Genomic DNA, 18,280 nt, shown 5'->3' on the forward strand with positions numbered 1-18,280 from the left:
CCTAGCCCCTCTCCGAAAGGGAGAGGGGAACTAGCTTCTAGTTGTTAGAGCTAGTCGGGAGGTAGGCAGTAAAAGGCTAGGTACTATTCTAGTTCCCCCTCTCCTTTTCGGGGAAGGGCTAGGGGTGAGGCGAATCGAGCGCGCTAGTACAGCGAGAAATGCTCGGCCAGCGGCCCAAGGGCCAGGGCGGGGAAGAAGGCCAGGGCGGCGATAATCCAGATGACGAAGAAGACCATGACGCCGAACGTGGCGGTATCGACGCGCAGGGTGCCGGCCGATTCGGGGATGAACTTCTTGCGGGCCAGCAGGCCGGCAATGGCCACCGGACCGATAATGGGCAGATAGCGAGCTAGCAGCATTACGATGCCAGTGCTGATGTTCCACCAGGGCGTGTTGTCGCCCAGGCCCTCGAAGCCGGAGCCGTTGTTGGCGGCCGAGGAAGTGTACTCGTAAAGCATTTCCGAGAAGCCGTGGTATCCGGGGTTAGCCAGCCAGCCACTCAGTCCGGCTGGGTTGTGAGCGTAGAGGTAGGAGGCCATGGCCGTGCCCGTAAGGATGAGCAGCGGGTGCAGCAAGGCAATGAGGATGGCAATTTTCATTTCGCGGGCCTCGATTTTCTTGCCCAAGAACTCCGGCGTGCGGCCTACCATCAGGCCCGAAATAAACACGGCTACAATGATGAACACGAAGAAGTTGAGGAAGCCCACGCCCACCCCACCATAGAAGGCGTTGGTCATCATACCGAGCAGCGCGTTCATGCCCGAAAGCGGCGTGAGCGAGTCGTGCATGGCATTGACGGAGCCGTTGCTGGTGACGGTAGTGGTAATGGCCCACAAGGCCGAAGCTGGCGCGCCGATACGCATTTCCTTGCCTTCCAGGGAGCCCAGACTTTGGTCGATGCCCATGCGGGTGATGGCGGGGTTGCCGTGCATCTCCAGGTAGATAGTCGGGATTTGCAGCAGCAGGTAGCCCGCCGTCATCACCCCGAATACCATCCAGCCGAGCTTGGGCCGGCGCAGGTAATAGCCGAATGCCAGCGCCATAGCAATGGGAATCAGAATGATGCTGATATTCTCAACGGCGTTGGTGAGGTACGTAGGATTTTCGAGCGGGTGGGCCGAGTTGACGCCAAAGAAGCCCCCGCCGTTGGTCCCGATTTGCTTGATGGCTATCATGGCGGCGGCCGGCCCGCGGCTCACGGTGGCCGAATCGCCTTGCAGCGTGATGATGGGCTGCTTAGCCTGAAATGTCATGGGCGTGCCCTGGAACACGAGCACCAGCGCCACTAGCAACGACAACGGCAGCAGCACGCGGGTACAGCTCTTTACGAAGTAGTGGTAGAAGTTGCCGAGTTTGTCGGTGCTGCCTTCGCGCAGGGCGTTGAACACCACCACGCAGGCCGCCATGCCCGTGCCCGCCGTCACGAATTGCAGAAACATAATCACCACCAATTGCGAGAAGTAGGTCAGGCCCGTTTCGCCGGAGTAGTGTTGCAGGTTGCAGTTCACCAGGAAGGAAATGGCGGTGTTGAAAGCCAGCTCAGGGCTCATGGAGGCGTTGCCGTCGGGGTTGAGCGGCAGCACGCCCTGGGTGCACAGAATCGTCATGGCCCAGAAAAACCACAGCAGGTTGATGGTGAGCAGCGCCACGAGGTGCTGCTGCCAGGTCATTTCCTTGGTGGTGTTGATGCCGCTGACCTTGAACAAGGTGCGTTCCAGTGGCGCCAGAAAATCAGACCAGGTACGGTCGCCGCGGTACATGGCGGCCATGTAGCGGCCCAGCGGAACAGCCAGCAGCACAGTGGCCAGGAAGATGCCGGTGATGCCGAAAAGTTGGTAGTTCATTAGAGAGTTACTTGGCTGTCAGGCGGCGCTTGCCCAAGCCTGACAGATACCGGTGATTAGAATTTCTCGGGCTTCAGCAACACGTAGACGAGGTAGCCGAACGTGGCGAGGGAAAGCAGAAATAGGGCAATCATCATGAGGGCCGAAACTAGATGTGGTCGAAAAACCCGACGGATTTGTAGAAGAGCCAGAAGCCAGCACAGCCGACGACGGTGAGCAAGGGAATCATAAGAGCAGGTGCCATAAATGCCAGATTGTTGACGTGCGCATTCCCCTCTGCCAATCCCGACCCGACTTGCGCCTTGCTCTATCTAGAACACTGCATTACATTGATTATCAGTCGATAAATTTTCATTCCAACGAATAGAGAACTAGCCAGACATAGAAAAACCGGGTCATTCTGACCCGGTGCGTCGGTCAGAATAACCCGGTTTGTAGAGACGCGACACTTCGCCGTCGTTGCTGAGGTTGTTTAGACTAGGTGCCTATACTAGGTGAGGTTGGTGCGTAAAAGGAACGGTCATGCAGAGCGCCGCGAAGCATCTCGCGTGCTGATGTTGAAGTAATAACCCTGCGTTAGCACGCGAGATGCTTCGCGGCGCTCTGCATGACAGCTTACACTAGGTTAAACCAGAGTGCAACAGGTATTACCCACGCGTATCTACACTAGTTGTTCAACGCCGAGACGCGAACCGAAGGTCGGCATAGCCAAGTGTCGCGTCTCTACATCGTGCTGAGACTTACAGGCCGTATTCCTGGATTTTGCGGTAAAGGGTTTTCGTGCCGATGCCGAGTTGGCGGGCGGCTTCCATTTTGTTGCCGCCGGTTTCTTGCAGTACTGTTCGGATCTGGCGCTTTTCCAGGGTACGGAGGGTTTTGTCGGAAGCTTCGTTGGCCGCTGGATCAGCCGTGAAATACTGAAACTCGGTGGGCAAGTCGTCGATGGTTAGCGTGTCACTGTCGGCGAGGATGGCGGCGCGCTCCAGCACGTTTTTCAACTCCCGCACATTGCCGCGCCAATCGTGGTGCCGGAGCTGCTCTAACACCTCTGGGTCCATGTTGCGCAGGCGCTTGCGGAGCTTAGCAGCGTAGAAGAGCAGAAAGTATTTGGCCAACGGCTCAATGTCGTCGCGGCGGGCATTGAGCGGCGGTACAGTTACTGTAAACACGGCCAGCCGGTAGTACAGGTCGGGGCGGAAATGGCCAGCTTCGGCTTCCTGGCGCAGGTTGCGGTTGGTGGCGGCCACAATGCGCACGTTCACGGATACGGGCTTGGTATCCCCGATTTTGGTGAAGCTCTGCGTTTCGAGCACCCGCAGCAGCTTGGCTTGCAGCTCCAGCGGCAATTCTCCTATTTCATCCAGAAACAAGGTGCCGCCGTTAGCTTCCTCCATCAGACCGCGCTTGTCCGTTAACGCCCCGGTGAAAGCGCCTTTCTTGTACCCAAACAGCTCCGATTCCAACAAATCCTTGGGAAAGGCGCTGCAATTGACGGCCACAAACGGCTTGGTCCAGCGCGGACTCGCCGCATGAATGGCTTGCGCAAACAGCTCCTTACCCGAGCCCGTAGGCCCTTCCAACAACACCGTGCTGTCGGTAGGCGCTACCCGCAACGCCAGCGCTTTGGCCTGCGCCAGTGCAGCTGAGGGGCCAATCATAGAGTCAAAGGTGAACTGCGGAGCTAATTGCTTTTCCAGTTCGGCCACGCGGCGCTGAAGGCGCGCTTTTTCAGCGGCGCGGTCCACTATTACCACTAGTTGGTCGTCGGAGTCGCCTTTGGTGAGGTAGTCAAAAGCACCGGATTTCATGGCCTGGACGCCATCGGCAATGGTACCATAGGCCGTCATCAAAATTACTTCAGCCAGTGGAGCCAGTGCTTTGTAGCGCGGCAACAAGCTTAGGCCGTGGCCGTCGGGGAGCTTAACATCGGATAGGATTACCGCCACTTCCTCGGCATGCTGGCGCAGCAATTCCAGGCCGCGCTGGGCATTCGGGGCCATGAGCACGGTGTAGCCTTCCAGTTCCAACACCCGGCCCAAGAGTTGGCGCAAGCTTATCTCATCATCGACCAGTAGAAGGGTTCCTTTAGAGGTGGGTGCCATCGATGGAATAGAGATAGGATAACGTTTACGTAGTGAACAGCTTATCATCTTATATATAGGATCTATATAAATGACATAGCCTCTATATTCTATCAGTGCTTATTCTAGCTGATACATTATCACCGATTCAGGGAGCGAAGTATAATCGAGTTGTTTGCTTTTGCTTACTACTATCCCCTTTTAAGTAGTTGATATAAAAACTTTCGCAGCTGCACTTGATATTGCAATTATTACAGCAAAGTACGCCGTGCACCATCAATTGCCTACTATCTCTGCGTTGCCACCTGCGTTAACCGGCCGTAAACAGGCTCGATTAGACTTGAAAAGCTCTTTCCAGCAAACTAACGCTGCTGCTGCGTAAAACAGCCGATAATCGTACCCTACCAAAGCATCATCCCGCCGTGTTAAAGGAGATGCCCGTCAACTCTTCGGTCCACTGCCACAGCCGTTTGGCACTGGCAGCATCGACTGAATAGGGCTTCACACCCGCTGACATTTCTTCTCCGAGTGATAAGGTGGCAATATCCACATCTTCACAGTATATCCCCCCGATGCTGGTTAATAATGGACTCGTCGCACACCAAATGGTGGTCGCGGCGCCTTGCGGAATGGTTTTTAGCGAGGCAATAACCTCCGGCACAACCTGTCCTTGGGCATCAAGGAAGCCGAATTGCTGCAACAGTTCCACCGGGGCTTCTCTCGCTAACTCGGTCCCCCAAATATTGCCGGGATGCACCGCGTATGCTCGCACGCCAACCGCTTTGGCCCGCTTGTCCAATTCCAGCGAAAACAGGGTGAGCGCGGTTTTGGATTGCCCGTATGCTGCTAAGGTTTCGTATTCCCGGTGTTTGAAATTTGGGTCTTCAAAATGGAACGGTCCAAACTGGTGCCCGAGAGAGGATACGTTAACTACGCGGGCGCCCTTCGCTTTTTTCAACGCCTCCCACAACCTGGCGGTTAGGTGAAAAGGCGCTACATAGTTGGTGGCCAATTGCGATTCTATTCCCCGGCTGTTTCGGCGCAACGGCACGAACATGATGCCGGCGTTATGGATGAGCAGATGCAGCGGTCGGCCCGAAGCCAAGAACGTGGCCGCAAAGGCATCGATAGAATCCGGATTCATTAAATCCATTTCCATCAACTCTACATTGGCAACTCCCGCCAAATTCTCCTTGGCCTTTTCGATGCTTCTGGCGGGCACAACGACGGTTGCCCCCGCGGCGGCCAAGGTTTTAGTGGTTTCCAAGCCAATGCCCGTGTACCCGCCCGTAACGATGGCCACTCTGCCGATTAAGCTCACTCCTTTGATTACTTCACTTGCCGTTGAGGCGGCCGTAAAGCCCGAGCCAAGAGGCGCTTGCAGGGCTCCATTATCATTAGTTTGTTCCATCTTTAATTCTAAATTATTGTTCGTTGGGGAAAAGGTGGCTAGACAAACCCTAGCCGCTTTATCTGAAAGTTCAGTTACCAGGGAAAACCTAAAACAACTGGTAGTGGGCCGGGAACGCGAATACCTGGTCACGACCAGTTGGTTGTACTTATTTCATTAGGCTGATATTGGTCATCCCGCCGTCCGACAGGATTTCCGTTCCGACCATAAAGGAAGAGTCGTCAGAGGCCAGGAAAACCGCGGCTTTTCCCATGTCAGCGGGCAGCCCCATTCGGCCCACGGGAATCAGGTCTTTCCACACTTGTTTCACCTGGTCTAGCTGCTCCGGCGGGACTAGTTTGCCAAACACCGGGGTGTCAATGGAACCAGGTGACAAGGTGTTTACCCTGATTTTTCTTTCCAATAAATCAAGCGACAACCCTTTCGCTAAGGAGATAACTGCCGCTTTGGCCGCGGAATAAACCGTCATGCCCGGGGCGGCCCGGTGGGCGGCGCTCGAACCAATGAGAATGATAGAGGCCCCCTCATTCAAGTAGGGTAGGGCTTTTTGAACGGTAAAGTAGGCACTCTTCAAGTTCAGGTCCATGTACCGGTCATAGTTGTCTTCCGTCACCTCCATAATGGCGCCCATGGGGCTGCCATCGACGACCCCACCCGCATTCACCACCACCGTATCAATCTTGCCGAACCGCTCAAAGGTGTCTTTGAAAATCCGTTCCAAATCCTTCATCTCGGTTACATCGCCGGCGATGCCGATAAAGCTGGCTCCCAGTTCTTGGACGGATTTGTTGAGTGTTTCCTGATTTCTGCTGGTGATCGTGCCAATGGCCCCTTCGTTTTGGAAGGCTTCGGCAATGCCGAAGCCGATGCCACTATTGCCGCCCGTTACCACGGCGACCTTGTTCTGGAGCTTGCTCATGTTTCAGTTCGTTTGAAAGTTTGAGCTGCAAAGGTAGAATCACAAGGTTTCTAAAAGTAACATTGTATACAAAAGTAATAGTAACTTGGAGGTAACCAAGTAACTTCTGTCGAGCCAATCAACAGAGTTGCTAGTTGGCGAATACACTTCGCCAGTGGCTACCTGTTGAGCCCATGACGATGGACTCCCCAGCAGGGCGGGCAGCCCATCGTCGTGGGTCGAGGCAAAGACCGAGCTTTATTACAGACCGTATATCCCACCGGAAACGGATATTTTTTCCCCGGTAATCCACGCGGCATCCTCCGAAGCCAGAAAGACAGCCACTTTCGCAATATCTGCTGGCTGTCCCGTACGACCTAGCGGGGTGGTCGCCACTAATCTGGTTTCCGCCTCGCTGCCGATAAAGCCGCCACTGCGCGACCCTTCCGTTTCCACGATGCCAGGCAAAATAGAGTTGATGCGGATGTTTCGGCCGCTAAATTCCTTCGACAACGCCGTGGTCATGGCATCTAATGCGGCCTTGGAGGCCGAATACACGGCCCCGGTAGGAAGCGGCGTTCTACCGGCCTCCGAACTGATATTGATGATGTTGCCGCCGGCCGCGCCAAACAGTTTTATAGCGCCTTGAATGGCGAGCACCGCGCCCAGTACATTGAGATTGAAGTGCTGATGGAAAGAGGCTATGGACACTTCTTCAATCGGCGCATAGAGGTAAATGCCCGCGTTGTTGACCAAAATATCCAAGGTGCCGAACGCCTTTTTGGTTTCTTCAAACAGTCTGGTTACATCCTCTTCTTTCGACACATCGGCCTGCACCGAAATAGCCGTGCCGCCGTTGTCGGTGATGGTTTTCACCACGTTGTCTGCCCCGTCCTTACTGGAGGCATAGTTCACCACCACGTTAGCCCCTTCGGCGGCAAAATAGGTGGCAATAGCCGCCCCTATTCCTTTGGAAGCCCCCGTAACGACGGCCACTTTGTTTTGTAATTTATTCACTTTGCAGTTTGTTTAAGCGTTTGAACGGCAAAGCTAGAACGGGCAAGTTTATATTGGTAACTTTGTAACTAAAAGTAATAGTAACCTAGAGGTAACCAGCTAACTTATGCAGTGCCAACCCCGTCGCAACGACGAACACCAAAAGGAAATGAGGGCGGTCCAAGATTCGATGGACGTGCTGAATGGGAAGTGGAAGATTTCCATCATCTCGTCTATCTGCTACTACAACAAACGGCGATTCTCCGATATTTTGAACGACGTAGTTGGCATCTCCAACAAGATGCTGAGCAAGGAATTGAAGGAGTTAGAAATCAATCAGCTAGTAAAGCGAACCGTGTTGGACACCCAGCCCATAACCGTGCAGTATGAGCTGACGGAGCACGGCAAAACATTGCAGACCATCATTAACAACCTGACGGAGTGGGGAATAGCCCACCACAAAAAAATATTCGAGAACTAGTTTTTTATCTTCCTTTTTACCACCACCGGAATCTGACCAACGAATACAACTTCTCCTATCAGCCGCTATGAGTCGAAGCCCCCATTGATAGCAACCTGATTGCGCCTGAGCGGCGTGGCACGCATCAGAGTAGGCAAGCCGGCAAAGACAAGCACAGATACGGCCCCAACCTAGTCGCTTGCCCGTTCGCCTCCATGTGTTGGAGCAAGATGAAAAGTGGACGGTTGTTGAGCGTGAGCAGCCCAACGGCTGGCGGTCGAACGGTGCCCGCGGTGGGTCGGAGCCTGGGTGCTCGGCACGCGTGATACACCGCATATCGGCTTTGGCAGGCCTTGCCCTGCCGTAGGGCACGGGCACCTAGTACTTGACTGATGTATACTATGCTAAGTAACAATGCTTGGCTTGGTGGCGGACTTGCCGCGGCAAGGTCTGATTATTGGTTAGCACAAGTAGCTGCTCAGACAAGTTATCAGAGTTAGCGCCACGTCGACCTTTATACCGAATACAGCCGCCTAAGGACGCTAGCCTAAAGAACGTGAAGAAGGGCGAACAAGGCGACACCTGCCGCCCTGTTCGCCCTTCTTCACGTTCTTTAGGCTAGGCCGAATCCGCCGCTGCCCTGGGTACGCACAATCTACGCCGAGCGCCTCACATGAAAAGGTGGCGCCGTATTAGACCTGCCTAGGGCCAGCCTAAAAAGCAGCAGGTTGGCCCAATCCACTGGTGATTATTTTAAAAGTCGGAAATAATTCTACCCTAAGCTATTAAGTGCTCAATACGCCGTTTAGATGCGCTTTCTTGCATACTCCTTTCAATGAGTGCAGGATTAGTTTCATCACAGCAAGCAACTAGCAAAGAGCCGACGATTAGTATCCAGGGTTTTGCGGCAGCTTCCAGCTTTGAGCATCGTTCAAGGGAATGGGCAGTAAGGGCGTCGGATTCACCGAGGATTCGGTGGCTACGTGCGAAAGCGCACGAGCCCGCACCTCGGGTGAGAGGATAGCCATGTAGCGCCCCGTACGAATCAAATCCCAAAGGCGCAGCGACTCTTCTCCGAACTCCACCCGACGCTCATGCCAGATGGCCGTCAGCAAAGCTTGGCCCGACAGGCCCATATTCAGGTCTGGCAGCGTGCCGGCTGGCGCGTTGGTGGGTTCGTAGGTTAGGGTGCCCAACGTGGTGCCTGGCGGCCGGGTGGAAGCGCGCGCCCGCCGCCGTACCTGATTGACTAAAGTCACAGCTTCGGCAGGTTTGCCGGTCTGGGCAGCGGCTTCGGCCTTCATCAGCAGGATGTCGGCGTAGCGCAGCTTACGAATGTTTTGAGGTCCCGACTCCGGAGCATTGGGTCTGGTAATGGCCGCCTTTCGGTTGAAATAGCCAGTGGCATTCTGGGTGAGGTCGATGCGGTTGAGGATACCCAGCGCGATGTCGTTGTCCTTGATAACCGTGACTTCGCGGCGCGGGTCGTTGGGCTCAAACTCATCAACTAAGCTCTGCGTGGGGTTGTTGAACCCGTAGCCAAACGTGTTACGATTGTTCTGGAAAATATTGCTGGTGGTACCTATCGAAATGGGGCCGTAACCGTTGTTGTCCGATCCAAACTGAATCTCGAACAACGATTCGCTGCTGTTCTCACCGACTTCCTGGTGAATGGCCGCGTAGTTGGCTAGTAGACTATACTGGTTGGAGGCGATGATGGTGTTCGTGATGTCATACACTTCCTGCCATGTGTGGTTGTTGCTGTTCACAGTGCCCAGTTGGTACATGATAACGCGGGCCAGGTAGCCGGTGGCAGCACCTTTGGTAGCGCGGCCTAGGTCAGCGGCAGAATAAGCACTTTTTTCAGGTAGCAGCGCCGCGGCATCCTTCAGGTCCTTCTCAATAAAGGCGTAGGTCTGCGCGATGGTGGCGCGAGTTGCGTTGGGGGCTTCCGACGGCGTCAGCGTTTTCTCGAACAGCGGAACACCCCCGTAAAGCTTCACTAGGTTGAGGTAGAAATACGCCCGCAGGAACAGGGCTTCGCCTTTCAGGCGTGATTTGAGCGCCTCGTCGATGGTACCCGCATCGATGCTGTTAATCACCGTGTTGGCGCGCGCAATACCCGTAAAGCTATGCGTCCAAAGCGAGTTGATGATTGGACTGCTAGACGGAGTGTTCCAGGTTTTAAGCTCGATAAGGGAAGGAAAGTCGCTGGGCGAACTGCCCCCTTTATCGGAATCATCGGTCATTAAGTCTCCAAACATCCATTCGAAGTTCTGGGCTACGTACTGGCCGTTGGGGTCGCCCCATTTGGGGCCCTGGTCCCAGGCGGCTACGTCGTACACGGCATTGATGGCCTGCACAGCGTTTGTAGCGTCTTTGAAAAGATTATCCTGCGTGGTGGTGCCGAGGGGCTCTTTATCCAGAAAGCTTTGGCAGCCAGGAGACAGGACAGTAATCAGTAGTAGGCCGAGCAAAGCGGCGCGAGTGGGTTTCATATAGGTTAGGGAGGAAAAGCTAATTAGAACTGCACATTGAAGCCCAAGCGGTAAGTGCGGGCCTGCGGATAGTTGCCGTAGTCGACGCCGTACGCAAGGGGGTCGTTGTAGGAGGAGGACGTGGAAATTTCGGGGTCGTAGCCGGTGTAATCCGTGATGGTAAACACGTTGTCAACCGAGGCAAATACTCGGGCACCCTTCACCTTCACCTTGCCTAAAAAGGCTTGGGGTAGCGTGTAGCCTAGCTCCATGTTGCGGGCGCGCAGGTAGCTGGCGTCTTCTATATGGCGGCTGCTTAGGCGGTCGTTGCCGTTGGTATCGTTCGACGTGATGCGGGGCTCATTGCTGTTGGGGTTGCTGGGCGTCCAGCGGTCCATGCGGCTCGCATAGAAGTTGCTCCATACACCCACAAAGTCAGCGGACTTGTTCAAGTGGAAACCCGCACCGTTCACGGCTTCGGCGCCCTGCACGCCATAAAGCAAGACTTTGAAATCGAAGCCCGAGTAGCTCAGGTTCAGCGAAGCGCCGTAGCTGAAGTTGGGGGTGCCGCTGCCCAAGTACGTGTTGTCGGCAGCCGTAATCGTGCCGTCACCATTGGTATCCTGGTAGCGCATGTCGCCGGGTACGGCGCCTGGCTGCACCAGCTTCGTCGCCCCATCGGCGCCTGTGTAGGTGTACGAATTAATCTCTTCCTGCGTGTGAAACACGCCCTGCGCCTGCAAGCCGTAGAAATAGGCTATTTCGCGGCCCACGCTCGTGAGGGTAGTGTTGCCGATTTGCGTGAGTACAGTGCCGGCAACAATGGGGTTGCCGCCGCCTAGGCTGGTTACTTCGTTGTTGATTTTGGTGAAGTTGACGCCCACGTTGTATTGCAGCTTGCCCACCTCATTGCGGTAGTTCAGGGCCAGTTCCAGACCCCGGTTGCGCAGGGAGCCCACGTTGGCACTAGCGGGAGCCTGACCCAAGTAGTCGGGTACCGGAGACAGCGCAATCATGTCTTGGGTGCGCCGCTCGTAGTAGTCGGCCGTGAAGGTCAGCTGGCTGTTGAACAACTCGGCATCGATGCCCACGTCGGTGGTAACGGCCGTTTCCCACTTCAGGTCCGGATTGTTGACCCGAGTGATGGCCAAACCGGGAGCTGGCGCTCCGTTGAATACGTAGATCTGGTTGTTGCTCGCCACGGATGCGTAGCCATAGTTAGGGGCGGCGTTTTGGTTGCCCACCTGGCCGTAGCTGGCCCGCAGCTTCAGCACTGACAAGTAGTTGACGTCCTTAAGGAAATTCTCATTGGAGATATTCCAGGCAGCGCCCACCGATGGGAACGTGCCCGTGCGCACCGGCCCGAGAAACTTCGAGGTCTGGTCGAAGCGTAACGTACCTGTGACCAAGTACTTGTCGCGGAAGTTGTAGTTGGCCCGGCCGAAGTAAGACAGCAAACCTCCGTCATACTGCGAGCTGCGCACCACGTTGCCGCTGCTACGCGAGGCCGAAGCGTATTGCAAGGAGGCATCGGCCGGCACGTTGTAGGCCGTAATGGAAATGCCGTTGCCGAAGCCGCGCTGGGCCTCCTGACCTAAAGTAGCCGAGAAAGAGCTGTTGTCGGCAAAGGTTTTGTTGTAATTAGCGTAGTTCGACCACACCCAGGAAACGTTTTCGCTGCGCGTTTCGATGAGCGCGCTCTGGGCCCGATTGTCTACCGGACCGATGTAGTACTGCGGCTGGTAGGCTTTGGGATGGTTGTTGTTGTAATTCACGCCAAACGTAGAGCGGAACGACAACCCTTCGAACAACGAAATATCAAGGTAGCTGCTGCTGAACAAGTTGTTGTTCTGGGTCTTGTTGTACTTCTGCTCGTCGAGGTAACGCGGCACGTTCAGCACGTTGCGCGTGATGATGTCTTCGTTGTAGGTTCCGTTGGGGCCGAAGGGGTTGAAAACAGGGTTCGATTGCACGGCGTATTGCAGCACCAAGTAAGGTGGCGAGCCACCCTGACCGTCGCCGGCGCCCGTTTGGTTGCTATTCGTAAACGTAGCCGCCACGCCCGCCTTGATGCGCTTGGTGAGCACCACGTCGTCGTTCACCCGAATCACGTACTTCTTGAAGCCCGAATTCTTGATAATACCGTTTTGCTGAAAGTAGCTACCGCTCACTAGGTAGCGGTTCTGCTCGGTACCGCCCGAAGCCGACAAGCTGTAGTTGGTAATCAAGCCCTTCTGCGTTACCAGATCCTGATAATCAATGCCTTTTGCGTTGGTAGCTATAGCATCTTGCAGCAGCGAATTATAACTATCAGGTACTTGTTTCCCTGCGTTGGTAAAGGCCTCCGATACGAGCGTCGAGTATTCGGCGGCGCTGGTAAGGGGCAGTGTCCGCCGAATCTGCTGGAAGCCGGTGTAACCCGTTACGTTGAATTGGGTCTGGCCAGCCTTACCGTGTTTGGTGGTGATGAGTACTACACCGTTTGCGCCACGTGAACCATAAATGGCTGTAGCCGAAGCATCCTTCAGAATCTCTGTCGACTCTATGTCGGCAGGCAGCAGAAAGCCGATGTCGCCGGTCTGGATACCGTCCACCACGTAGAGCGGGTCGCTGTTGTTGATAGTGCCTACGCCCCGCACCCGAATTCGAGTACCGGAGCCCGGTTGACCACTGTTGGCCGTCACTTCTACGCCAGCCACGCGCCCTTGTAAGGACTGCACCGGATCGGAGGTGGCAACTTGCGTGAGCTGCGCGCTGCTCACGGAGGCAACAGCACCAGTCAAATCGCTTTTGCGGGCAGTACCGTAACCAATTACTACTACCTCATTCAGCGCCTGAGTGTCTTCAGCGAGTGTAACAGTCAGGTTGGATGCTGCCCCCGTTACAGGCACTTCCTTACGGGTAAACCCAACGAAGCTTACTACCAACACGCTGTTTTCTGGCACTTGTAATGTGAAGCTGCCATCTGGCCCAGTGCTCGTGCCAGTGGTCGTGCCTTTTACTACAACAGTCACTCCTGGTAGCCCAGCCCCCTTGCTGTCCACTACCCGGCCGGTTACGCCCACGTCCTGCAAAAGGCCGTTGCCATCGGAAACGTTTGCGCTGAAATCGTTTGCGTTATTGGGTGCCTGAAGAATAGTCTTGTGCTCCAACCCAGGTTGAGTTCGGGCAGACGGCCGGGAGGCGACGGGTAGCGCTCCGGCTAAGCTGGAATGGGCACTCACCAAGCCGACTGGCACGGCTACTATTGAGGCTTGCAGCATGATAGCCTTCATGGCCAACCATGAAGGAGAATGTACTGGGTGTTTCATAGGGTAATAGAAGTAGTGGGAATTTATTGTGTTCTTGGAGGCAATCAGTTATGGTTAACAGTCAGTGAAGAGCTGCTAACAAGGGAATCTTAAAGGGCTACGATTCCCGTTTCGTCGTAGTAGCCGAGCGCGCCCGGATACTGGGTTGGCTCGTTGCCCTCAGTAAGCCGACCATACGGTTCTGGAGGTAGCCATTTTCAAAGAGTAGCTTCTGGTAGTCGGTGGTCCGGCTGGCGGCTAGATTGTCGCGCTCGTCTTGCGTTAAGAAGGAGGCCGAGCGTGCTGGGGTCGAAGTTGAAGTTCTGGGCCAGGCAGCGCAGGCAGTAGGCGTAGTACTGCTGTTCGTTTTGTAATTCGTAGAGGCCGCAGCTTTCTCACGCCGTAGTAGCCACTGTGGGTGGCGCAGAGAATACCAGCTTTGCCGTGCCGGGTGGTAATGGCTTCTCGTTGGCATCGGCTGTTGCAGGAGCTAATCTCAGGCTTGGGGCAACAGAAGAGTATGATTCAAGAGTTGGGGGAAGTGAAAACCAAAAAAGCTTTAGTGCTAACCTCAGGATGGGATGGGCTCAAAGATATTCCTAGGCCAAGCGCAAGCATGGCTATATTCTTACAACAGATGTAGAACTATTTCTCAGCCCTGTGATCAGGAAAACCGGCCCTGTTGACCCTGGACAGGCCATTTGGTGAACCTGCGTTGTAGCTTGCCACACATTTGTTGGCTACACAACTAAGCGCGTATTAGCGTGGATTCGCTTAGTTAAGAGTGCAGCTGTCACTAAAACAGATCAAGAGTTAACGAAATGAACCAAGTAGTAGTGGCGCTATCACCTGACCTCTCTGCGGCAGCGGGCTACTAGCGTAAGCTATAGTGAGTAGTCAAACCACCCGACGCCGGTTCCACCGTTGCCGCCCGTAACAGCATGCGTCTACCTGCTCGCGTAGCCAAGCGTGCGAGGACGTGGTCGAGTTGGTTTTTGTATACTTTATCAGGCAGCCGCTTTTCCTGAGCCTTCTTCCTTCACATTGCACAGCCGACGAACAGAGTTTGCACTTGCTTTGGGCAAGTAGTATTTCTTGCGCGTGCCTTGCCGATCAACTACCGCTAACCGTTTCCCATACCTATAAGATTGGCAAGGTGATGTTCTTCAAGGGCCCTAATAAGAGCACGACCGGGTCTAGCGGAGGCCGACCAGTGATACTATAAAAGGCGCGAAAAGTGGCAGGTCAAAGCCGAACGTCTGCAATAGTTGATGGTAAAAGTGGTGAGCAGGCACCACCAGCATTGAATGCTACTTGAACAGCAATGGGGCAAACGTATACAAATCGTGTCGCCATACGGGCCAGGTATGCCCCCCGGCGTATTCACTGTAGGCGTACTTGACCCCTAGCTCGTCGAATTTGACGCGCATCACTTTGTTGTTGGCAAAGGCAATGTCTTCTGGCCCGCCCATCGACAGCCACAACTGCTTTACGTTGCGGTTGATGGTAGCTGCGTTGGTTTTCATAAATTCATACTGCGGGTCGGACAGCTTGGGATTGTTAGCAAACCAACCCGAACTGAATACCCCCAAGTAGGCAAACATATCGGTGTTTTTGATGCCGGCGTAAAGCGTTTGTAAACCACCCATCGACAAGCCCGCCAAAGCCCGGTTATTGGCACCGGACGCCACCCGAAAATTGCTTTCCACGAACGGAATCACCGTTTGCTTTAGCTCTCTTTCAAAGGTTTGCAGGGTGCTTTCCGAGAAGCCGGCTAGGCCGCCCGGTCCGCCCATGTTGCCGTCCAGCATCACCACCAACATGGGTTTGATTTTCTTTTCGGCCAGCAGATTATCTAGTATCAAATCGGTTTTGCCTTGTTTGGCCCAGCCGCTTTCGTCTTCGCCTCCGCCGTGCAGTAGGTACAGCACAGGGTACGTTGAGGCGGGACTGGCCTCGTAGCCAGGCGGCGCGTAGATGTAGGCCTGCCGCCAAGAATTGGTCACGCCTGAATAGTAGCGCTTCACCCGAACGTCGCCGTGGGGCACGTCCTTGAGGGCGTAAAAGCCGCCGCTCCGGCTGGGAATTTCGATGCCGCTAGCCATGCGGCCCATGCCGTAGAAAGTGTCGCTGGCGGGGTCGGCTACGGCCAGGCCGTCAAGCAGCAAGGAGTAGTAATGCAGGCCCCGGCTAATTGTGTCCGTCGTGACGGTCCAGAAACCGCTGGTGTCCTTTACCAGGTCGTATTTGCGGCCTAGGTCTACTTGTACCTGCTTGGCGGCGGGCGCTTTCAAGCGGAAAATCACCCGGTTATCGGGCAGAATCTGGGGGTATTTGGCGTTGCGGACGTTGGTGGCGGCCGGCGAACCGAGTACGGTGTAAGTAGGCAACGTCGCCGTATCAACGGGCTTAAACAGAAACTGCGAAAACATATACAGCCCGTTTTTCCAAACCTTGAAGTCGTGGCCGCCGGCTTCGAGGTAGTAGATGTGCGGCACCCCATGCTCGTACAAATAGTCGTGCGTGCGCTGGCTGAAGGGGAGCAGGCCGTCGTTGTCGCCGCAGGAAACCCAGAGCAGCTTGAGTTGCTTACGGGCCTTAGCTGGGTCGGGCACCAGCACTTCGGGCTTTTTGGTGTTGGGCGCCGAGGAAAACCCACCTACCCAAGCAAACTTGTCTAAGTTGCCTAAGCCAAAATTCAGGGACTGCCCGCCGCCCATCGACAGCCCGGCAATAGCCCGGTTCTCGCGGGTGGTTAGGGGCTTGTACTTTTTTTCAATAAACGGAATAAGGTCGCGCAGTAGGTCTTGCTCGAAGTTGGCAAAAGCCGCCACCTTCTCCGGGCCGTAGATATTCCCAACGGCCCGGTCATCCTTCATGGCCCGGCCGTTGGGCATCACAACCAGCATCGGCTTTAGCTTCCCTTCTGCGTACAGGTTATCGAGAATAACCTGCGGCTTACCGCCTTTCAGCCACTCTTTCTCGTCGCCCCCAATGCCGTGCAGCAAGTACAGCACAGGGTACTTCTTGTTTTTGGAGTAGCCCGGCGGCGTGTAAACTAACGCCTTCCGAACCGTGCCCACGGTGGCGGAGGGGTAGCTAATACTGTCTAGCTTACCGGTGGCAATACCCGGTTTAGGCTGGTCGAACCCCGCGGGGGCTTCCTTCACCGTTGGTTGCGCAAGCGCAGTATTGGCGGCCAGTAGCACGAGGCTCGCCAGCAGAAAGAATATTCTTTTCATCGTTGAAAAAGAATGTATTGCCGATAAAGATGATGCCTTGCAATCAGTGATTTACTTACCTGAACTACTCGACTTCAGCGCGCTCAACAAGGGAAAGGCAGTCTGGTAGAACGTAGCGTAACCTAACTGCCTTTCCCTTAGTGCTCGTGCGTAAAAGCTGTCTTTGCCGAGCCTACTCTATGGTCTTGGTGGCGCCCGTTAGCGCTAGTTCTGCTTGCTGCACGCGGCCAGCTTTCACCGTCGCGGCCAACGGCTGGCCACCCCCCACGAATACCTGCACTTTTTCGGCTACTTCCACGCGCCGGGCTTGCGCGTCGAGGCGAGACAGTTGCCGCGGCGTCAGGGTGAACGTTACCGTCTTTTTCTCGCCGGCTTGCAAACTCATGCGCCGAAAACCCTCCAGAGCATGCTGGGCTACGCGGCCCGACGCGCCGGGATGGCGTACGTAGAGTTGCATCACTTCGTCGCCGGCGCGCTGGCCGGTGTTCTGTACCTGCACGCTCACGCTGATGGGTTGCCCGGTCACCGGTTTCGACAGCACTTTCAAGTTGCTGTATTGAAAGGTGGTATAACTCAGGCCGTGGCCAAACGGAAACAGCGCTTCCCCAGTGAAATAGCGGTAGGTGCGGCCAGCCATGCTGTAGTCGTCGAAGGCCGGCAACTGGGTTTCCGACTTGTAAAAGGTGACCGGTAGGCGGCCAGCGGGATTGTAATCACCAAACAACACGTCGGCCAGGGCGGTGCCCGCCGACTGCCCACCGTACCAAGTCGTGAGCAAGGCCGGCAAGTTGGCGGCCTCCCAAGGGGTGGCCAGCGCGCTGCCCGACATCATGGTGAATACCACCGGCTTACCAGAGCTGTGCAACACTTTCAGTAGGTCGGTTTGCACCTGAGGCAGGCCGATGGTGGTCCGGTCACCACCGCTGAAACCCGGCACCTTCACGTTCATTTCCTCGCCTTCCAGCTTGGGCGAAATGCCGCCCACAAACACGATGGCGTCGGCGTCCTTCACCCGGGTCAGGATGTTGGTCGCGTTCATGGGCACCACCTTCGCGCCGGTGAACTTGAGGATGGTGCGGCGGTCAGTTTGGAGGTATTCCAGCCGCAGATTCAGCTTCTGGCCGGCCGTTACGTTCAGGGTATGTTGCTTGGTTGAGAACCCGCGCCCGGCCCAAGCATCAATCACCAGCTTGTCGTCTACAAACAGGCGGTAGCCGTCGTCGCCGGAAATCTGCAAAGCCATTTCTTCGGTTGTTGAGGGCGTGAACGTGGCCTGATAGCGGGCCGAAAAATTCTCGGCGGGCAGGCCGGGCGCCACTTCCATTTTCACGTTGGCCAGGTAGCGGTCCAGCCCCACTTCCTGGCGGGTGGCCACGGGCGCGCCCCCTAGGTCGATGCCTTTGAAGTATTCGGCCTGAAAGCCCGGCTTGCCGTTGTAGGTCAGGTACTTGTTGATATCGAGCGGCTCGTACACGGTGTTGCTGGCGTAGTCTACGCCTTGCAGATACACTACTTCGGTGCCCTTGCCCACCTTGGCCCGGATGCCTTCGAGCGGCGTCACGATGTCGGTGGGGAAGCCGT

Annotated in this window: 11 protein-coding genes; 1 reads left to right on the forward strand and 10 read right to left on the reverse strand. The window is 55.4% G+C overall.

The window, feature by feature from the left end; translation table 11 throughout:
- Positions 1 to 143: 143 nt before the first annotated feature.
- The 6 genes from kdpA to ACFE7X_RS20150 form a co-directional block, all read right to left on the reverse strand.
- Positions 144 to 1,844, reverse strand: coding sequence for a potassium-transporting ATPase subunit KdpA (gene kdpA, locus ACFE7X_RS20125; protein ID WP_375437488.1), 1,701 nt, complete (start codon positions 1,842 to 1,844; stop codon positions 144 to 146).
- Positions 1,845 to 1,900: 56 nt separating this feature from the next.
- Positions 1,901 to 1,981 carry a K(+)-transporting ATPase subunit F gene (gene kdpF / locus ACFE7X_RS20130; protein WP_375437498.1) on the reverse strand — a complete coding sequence of 27 codons (81 nt, stop codon included), beginning with the start codon at positions 1,979 to 1,981 and terminating at the stop codon, positions 1,901 to 1,903.
- Between the two features lie 603 nt (positions 1,982 to 2,584).
- Positions 2,585 to 3,946, reverse strand: a complete 1,362-nt coding sequence (locus tag ACFE7X_RS20135; RefSeq protein WP_375437489.1) for a sigma-54-dependent transcriptional regulator — start codon at positions 3,944 to 3,946, stop codon at positions 2,585 to 2,587.
- 391 nt (positions 3,947 to 4,337) lie between these two features.
- Entirely contained in the window at positions 4,338 to 5,336 is a 999-nt protein-coding gene (locus ACFE7X_RS20140) for an SDR family NAD(P)-dependent oxidoreductase (RefSeq protein ID WP_375437490.1), read from the reverse strand.
- Between the two features lie 148 nt (positions 5,337 to 5,484).
- Positions 5,485 to 6,255 (reverse strand): glucose 1-dehydrogenase, encoded by a 771-nt coding sequence (locus ACFE7X_RS20145; protein ID WP_375437491.1) that lies wholly within the window; start codon positions 6,253 to 6,255, stop codon positions 5,485 to 5,487.
- Positions 6,256 to 6,495: 240 nt separating this feature from the next.
- Positions 6,496 to 7,251, reverse strand: a complete 756-nt coding sequence (locus tag ACFE7X_RS20150) for an SDR family NAD(P)-dependent oxidoreductase (RefSeq protein WP_375437492.1) — start codon at positions 7,249 to 7,251, stop codon at positions 6,496 to 6,498.
- Between the two features lie 106 nt (positions 7,252 to 7,357).
- Between ACFE7X_RS20150 and ACFE7X_RS20155 the strand changes: the two genes are divergently transcribed.
- A complete protein-coding gene (locus ACFE7X_RS20155) occupies positions 7,358 to 7,711 on the forward strand; it encodes a winged helix-turn-helix transcriptional regulator (RefSeq protein WP_375437493.1) in 354 nt (117 codons plus the stop codon).
- Between the two features lie 866 nt (positions 7,712 to 8,577).
- Here ACFE7X_RS20155 and ACFE7X_RS20160 read toward each other — a convergent pair.
- The 4 genes from ACFE7X_RS20160 to ACFE7X_RS20175 all read right to left on the reverse strand — a co-directional run.
- On the reverse strand, positions 8,578 to 10,188 hold the full coding sequence (locus ACFE7X_RS20160) for a RagB/SusD family nutrient uptake outer membrane protein (protein WP_375437494.1): 1,611 nt from the start codon (positions 10,186 to 10,188) through the stop codon (positions 8,578 to 8,580).
- A gap of 23 nt (positions 10,189 to 10,211) precedes the next feature.
- On the reverse strand, positions 10,212 to 13,478 hold the full coding sequence (locus ACFE7X_RS20165; protein WP_375437495.1) for a SusC/RagA family TonB-linked outer membrane protein: 3,267 nt from the start codon (positions 13,476 to 13,478) through the stop codon (positions 10,212 to 10,214).
- A gap of 1,289 nt (positions 13,479 to 14,767) precedes the next feature.
- Positions 14,768 to 16,699, reverse strand: coding sequence for an alpha/beta hydrolase-fold protein (locus tag ACFE7X_RS20170; protein ID WP_375437496.1), 1,932 nt, complete (start codon positions 16,697 to 16,699; stop codon positions 14,768 to 14,770).
- A gap of 172 nt (positions 16,700 to 16,871) precedes the next feature.
- Positions 16,872 to 18,280, reverse strand: a 1,409-nt coding sequence (locus tag ACFE7X_RS20175) for a glycoside hydrolase family 3 C-terminal domain-containing protein (protein ID WP_375437497.1), incomplete at its 5' end; no start/stop codon positions are given.

This window comes from uncultured Hymenobacter sp. (assembly GCF_964242765.1).
GTDB lineage: Bacteria > Bacteroidota > Bacteroidia > Cytophagales > Hymenobacteraceae > Hymenobacter.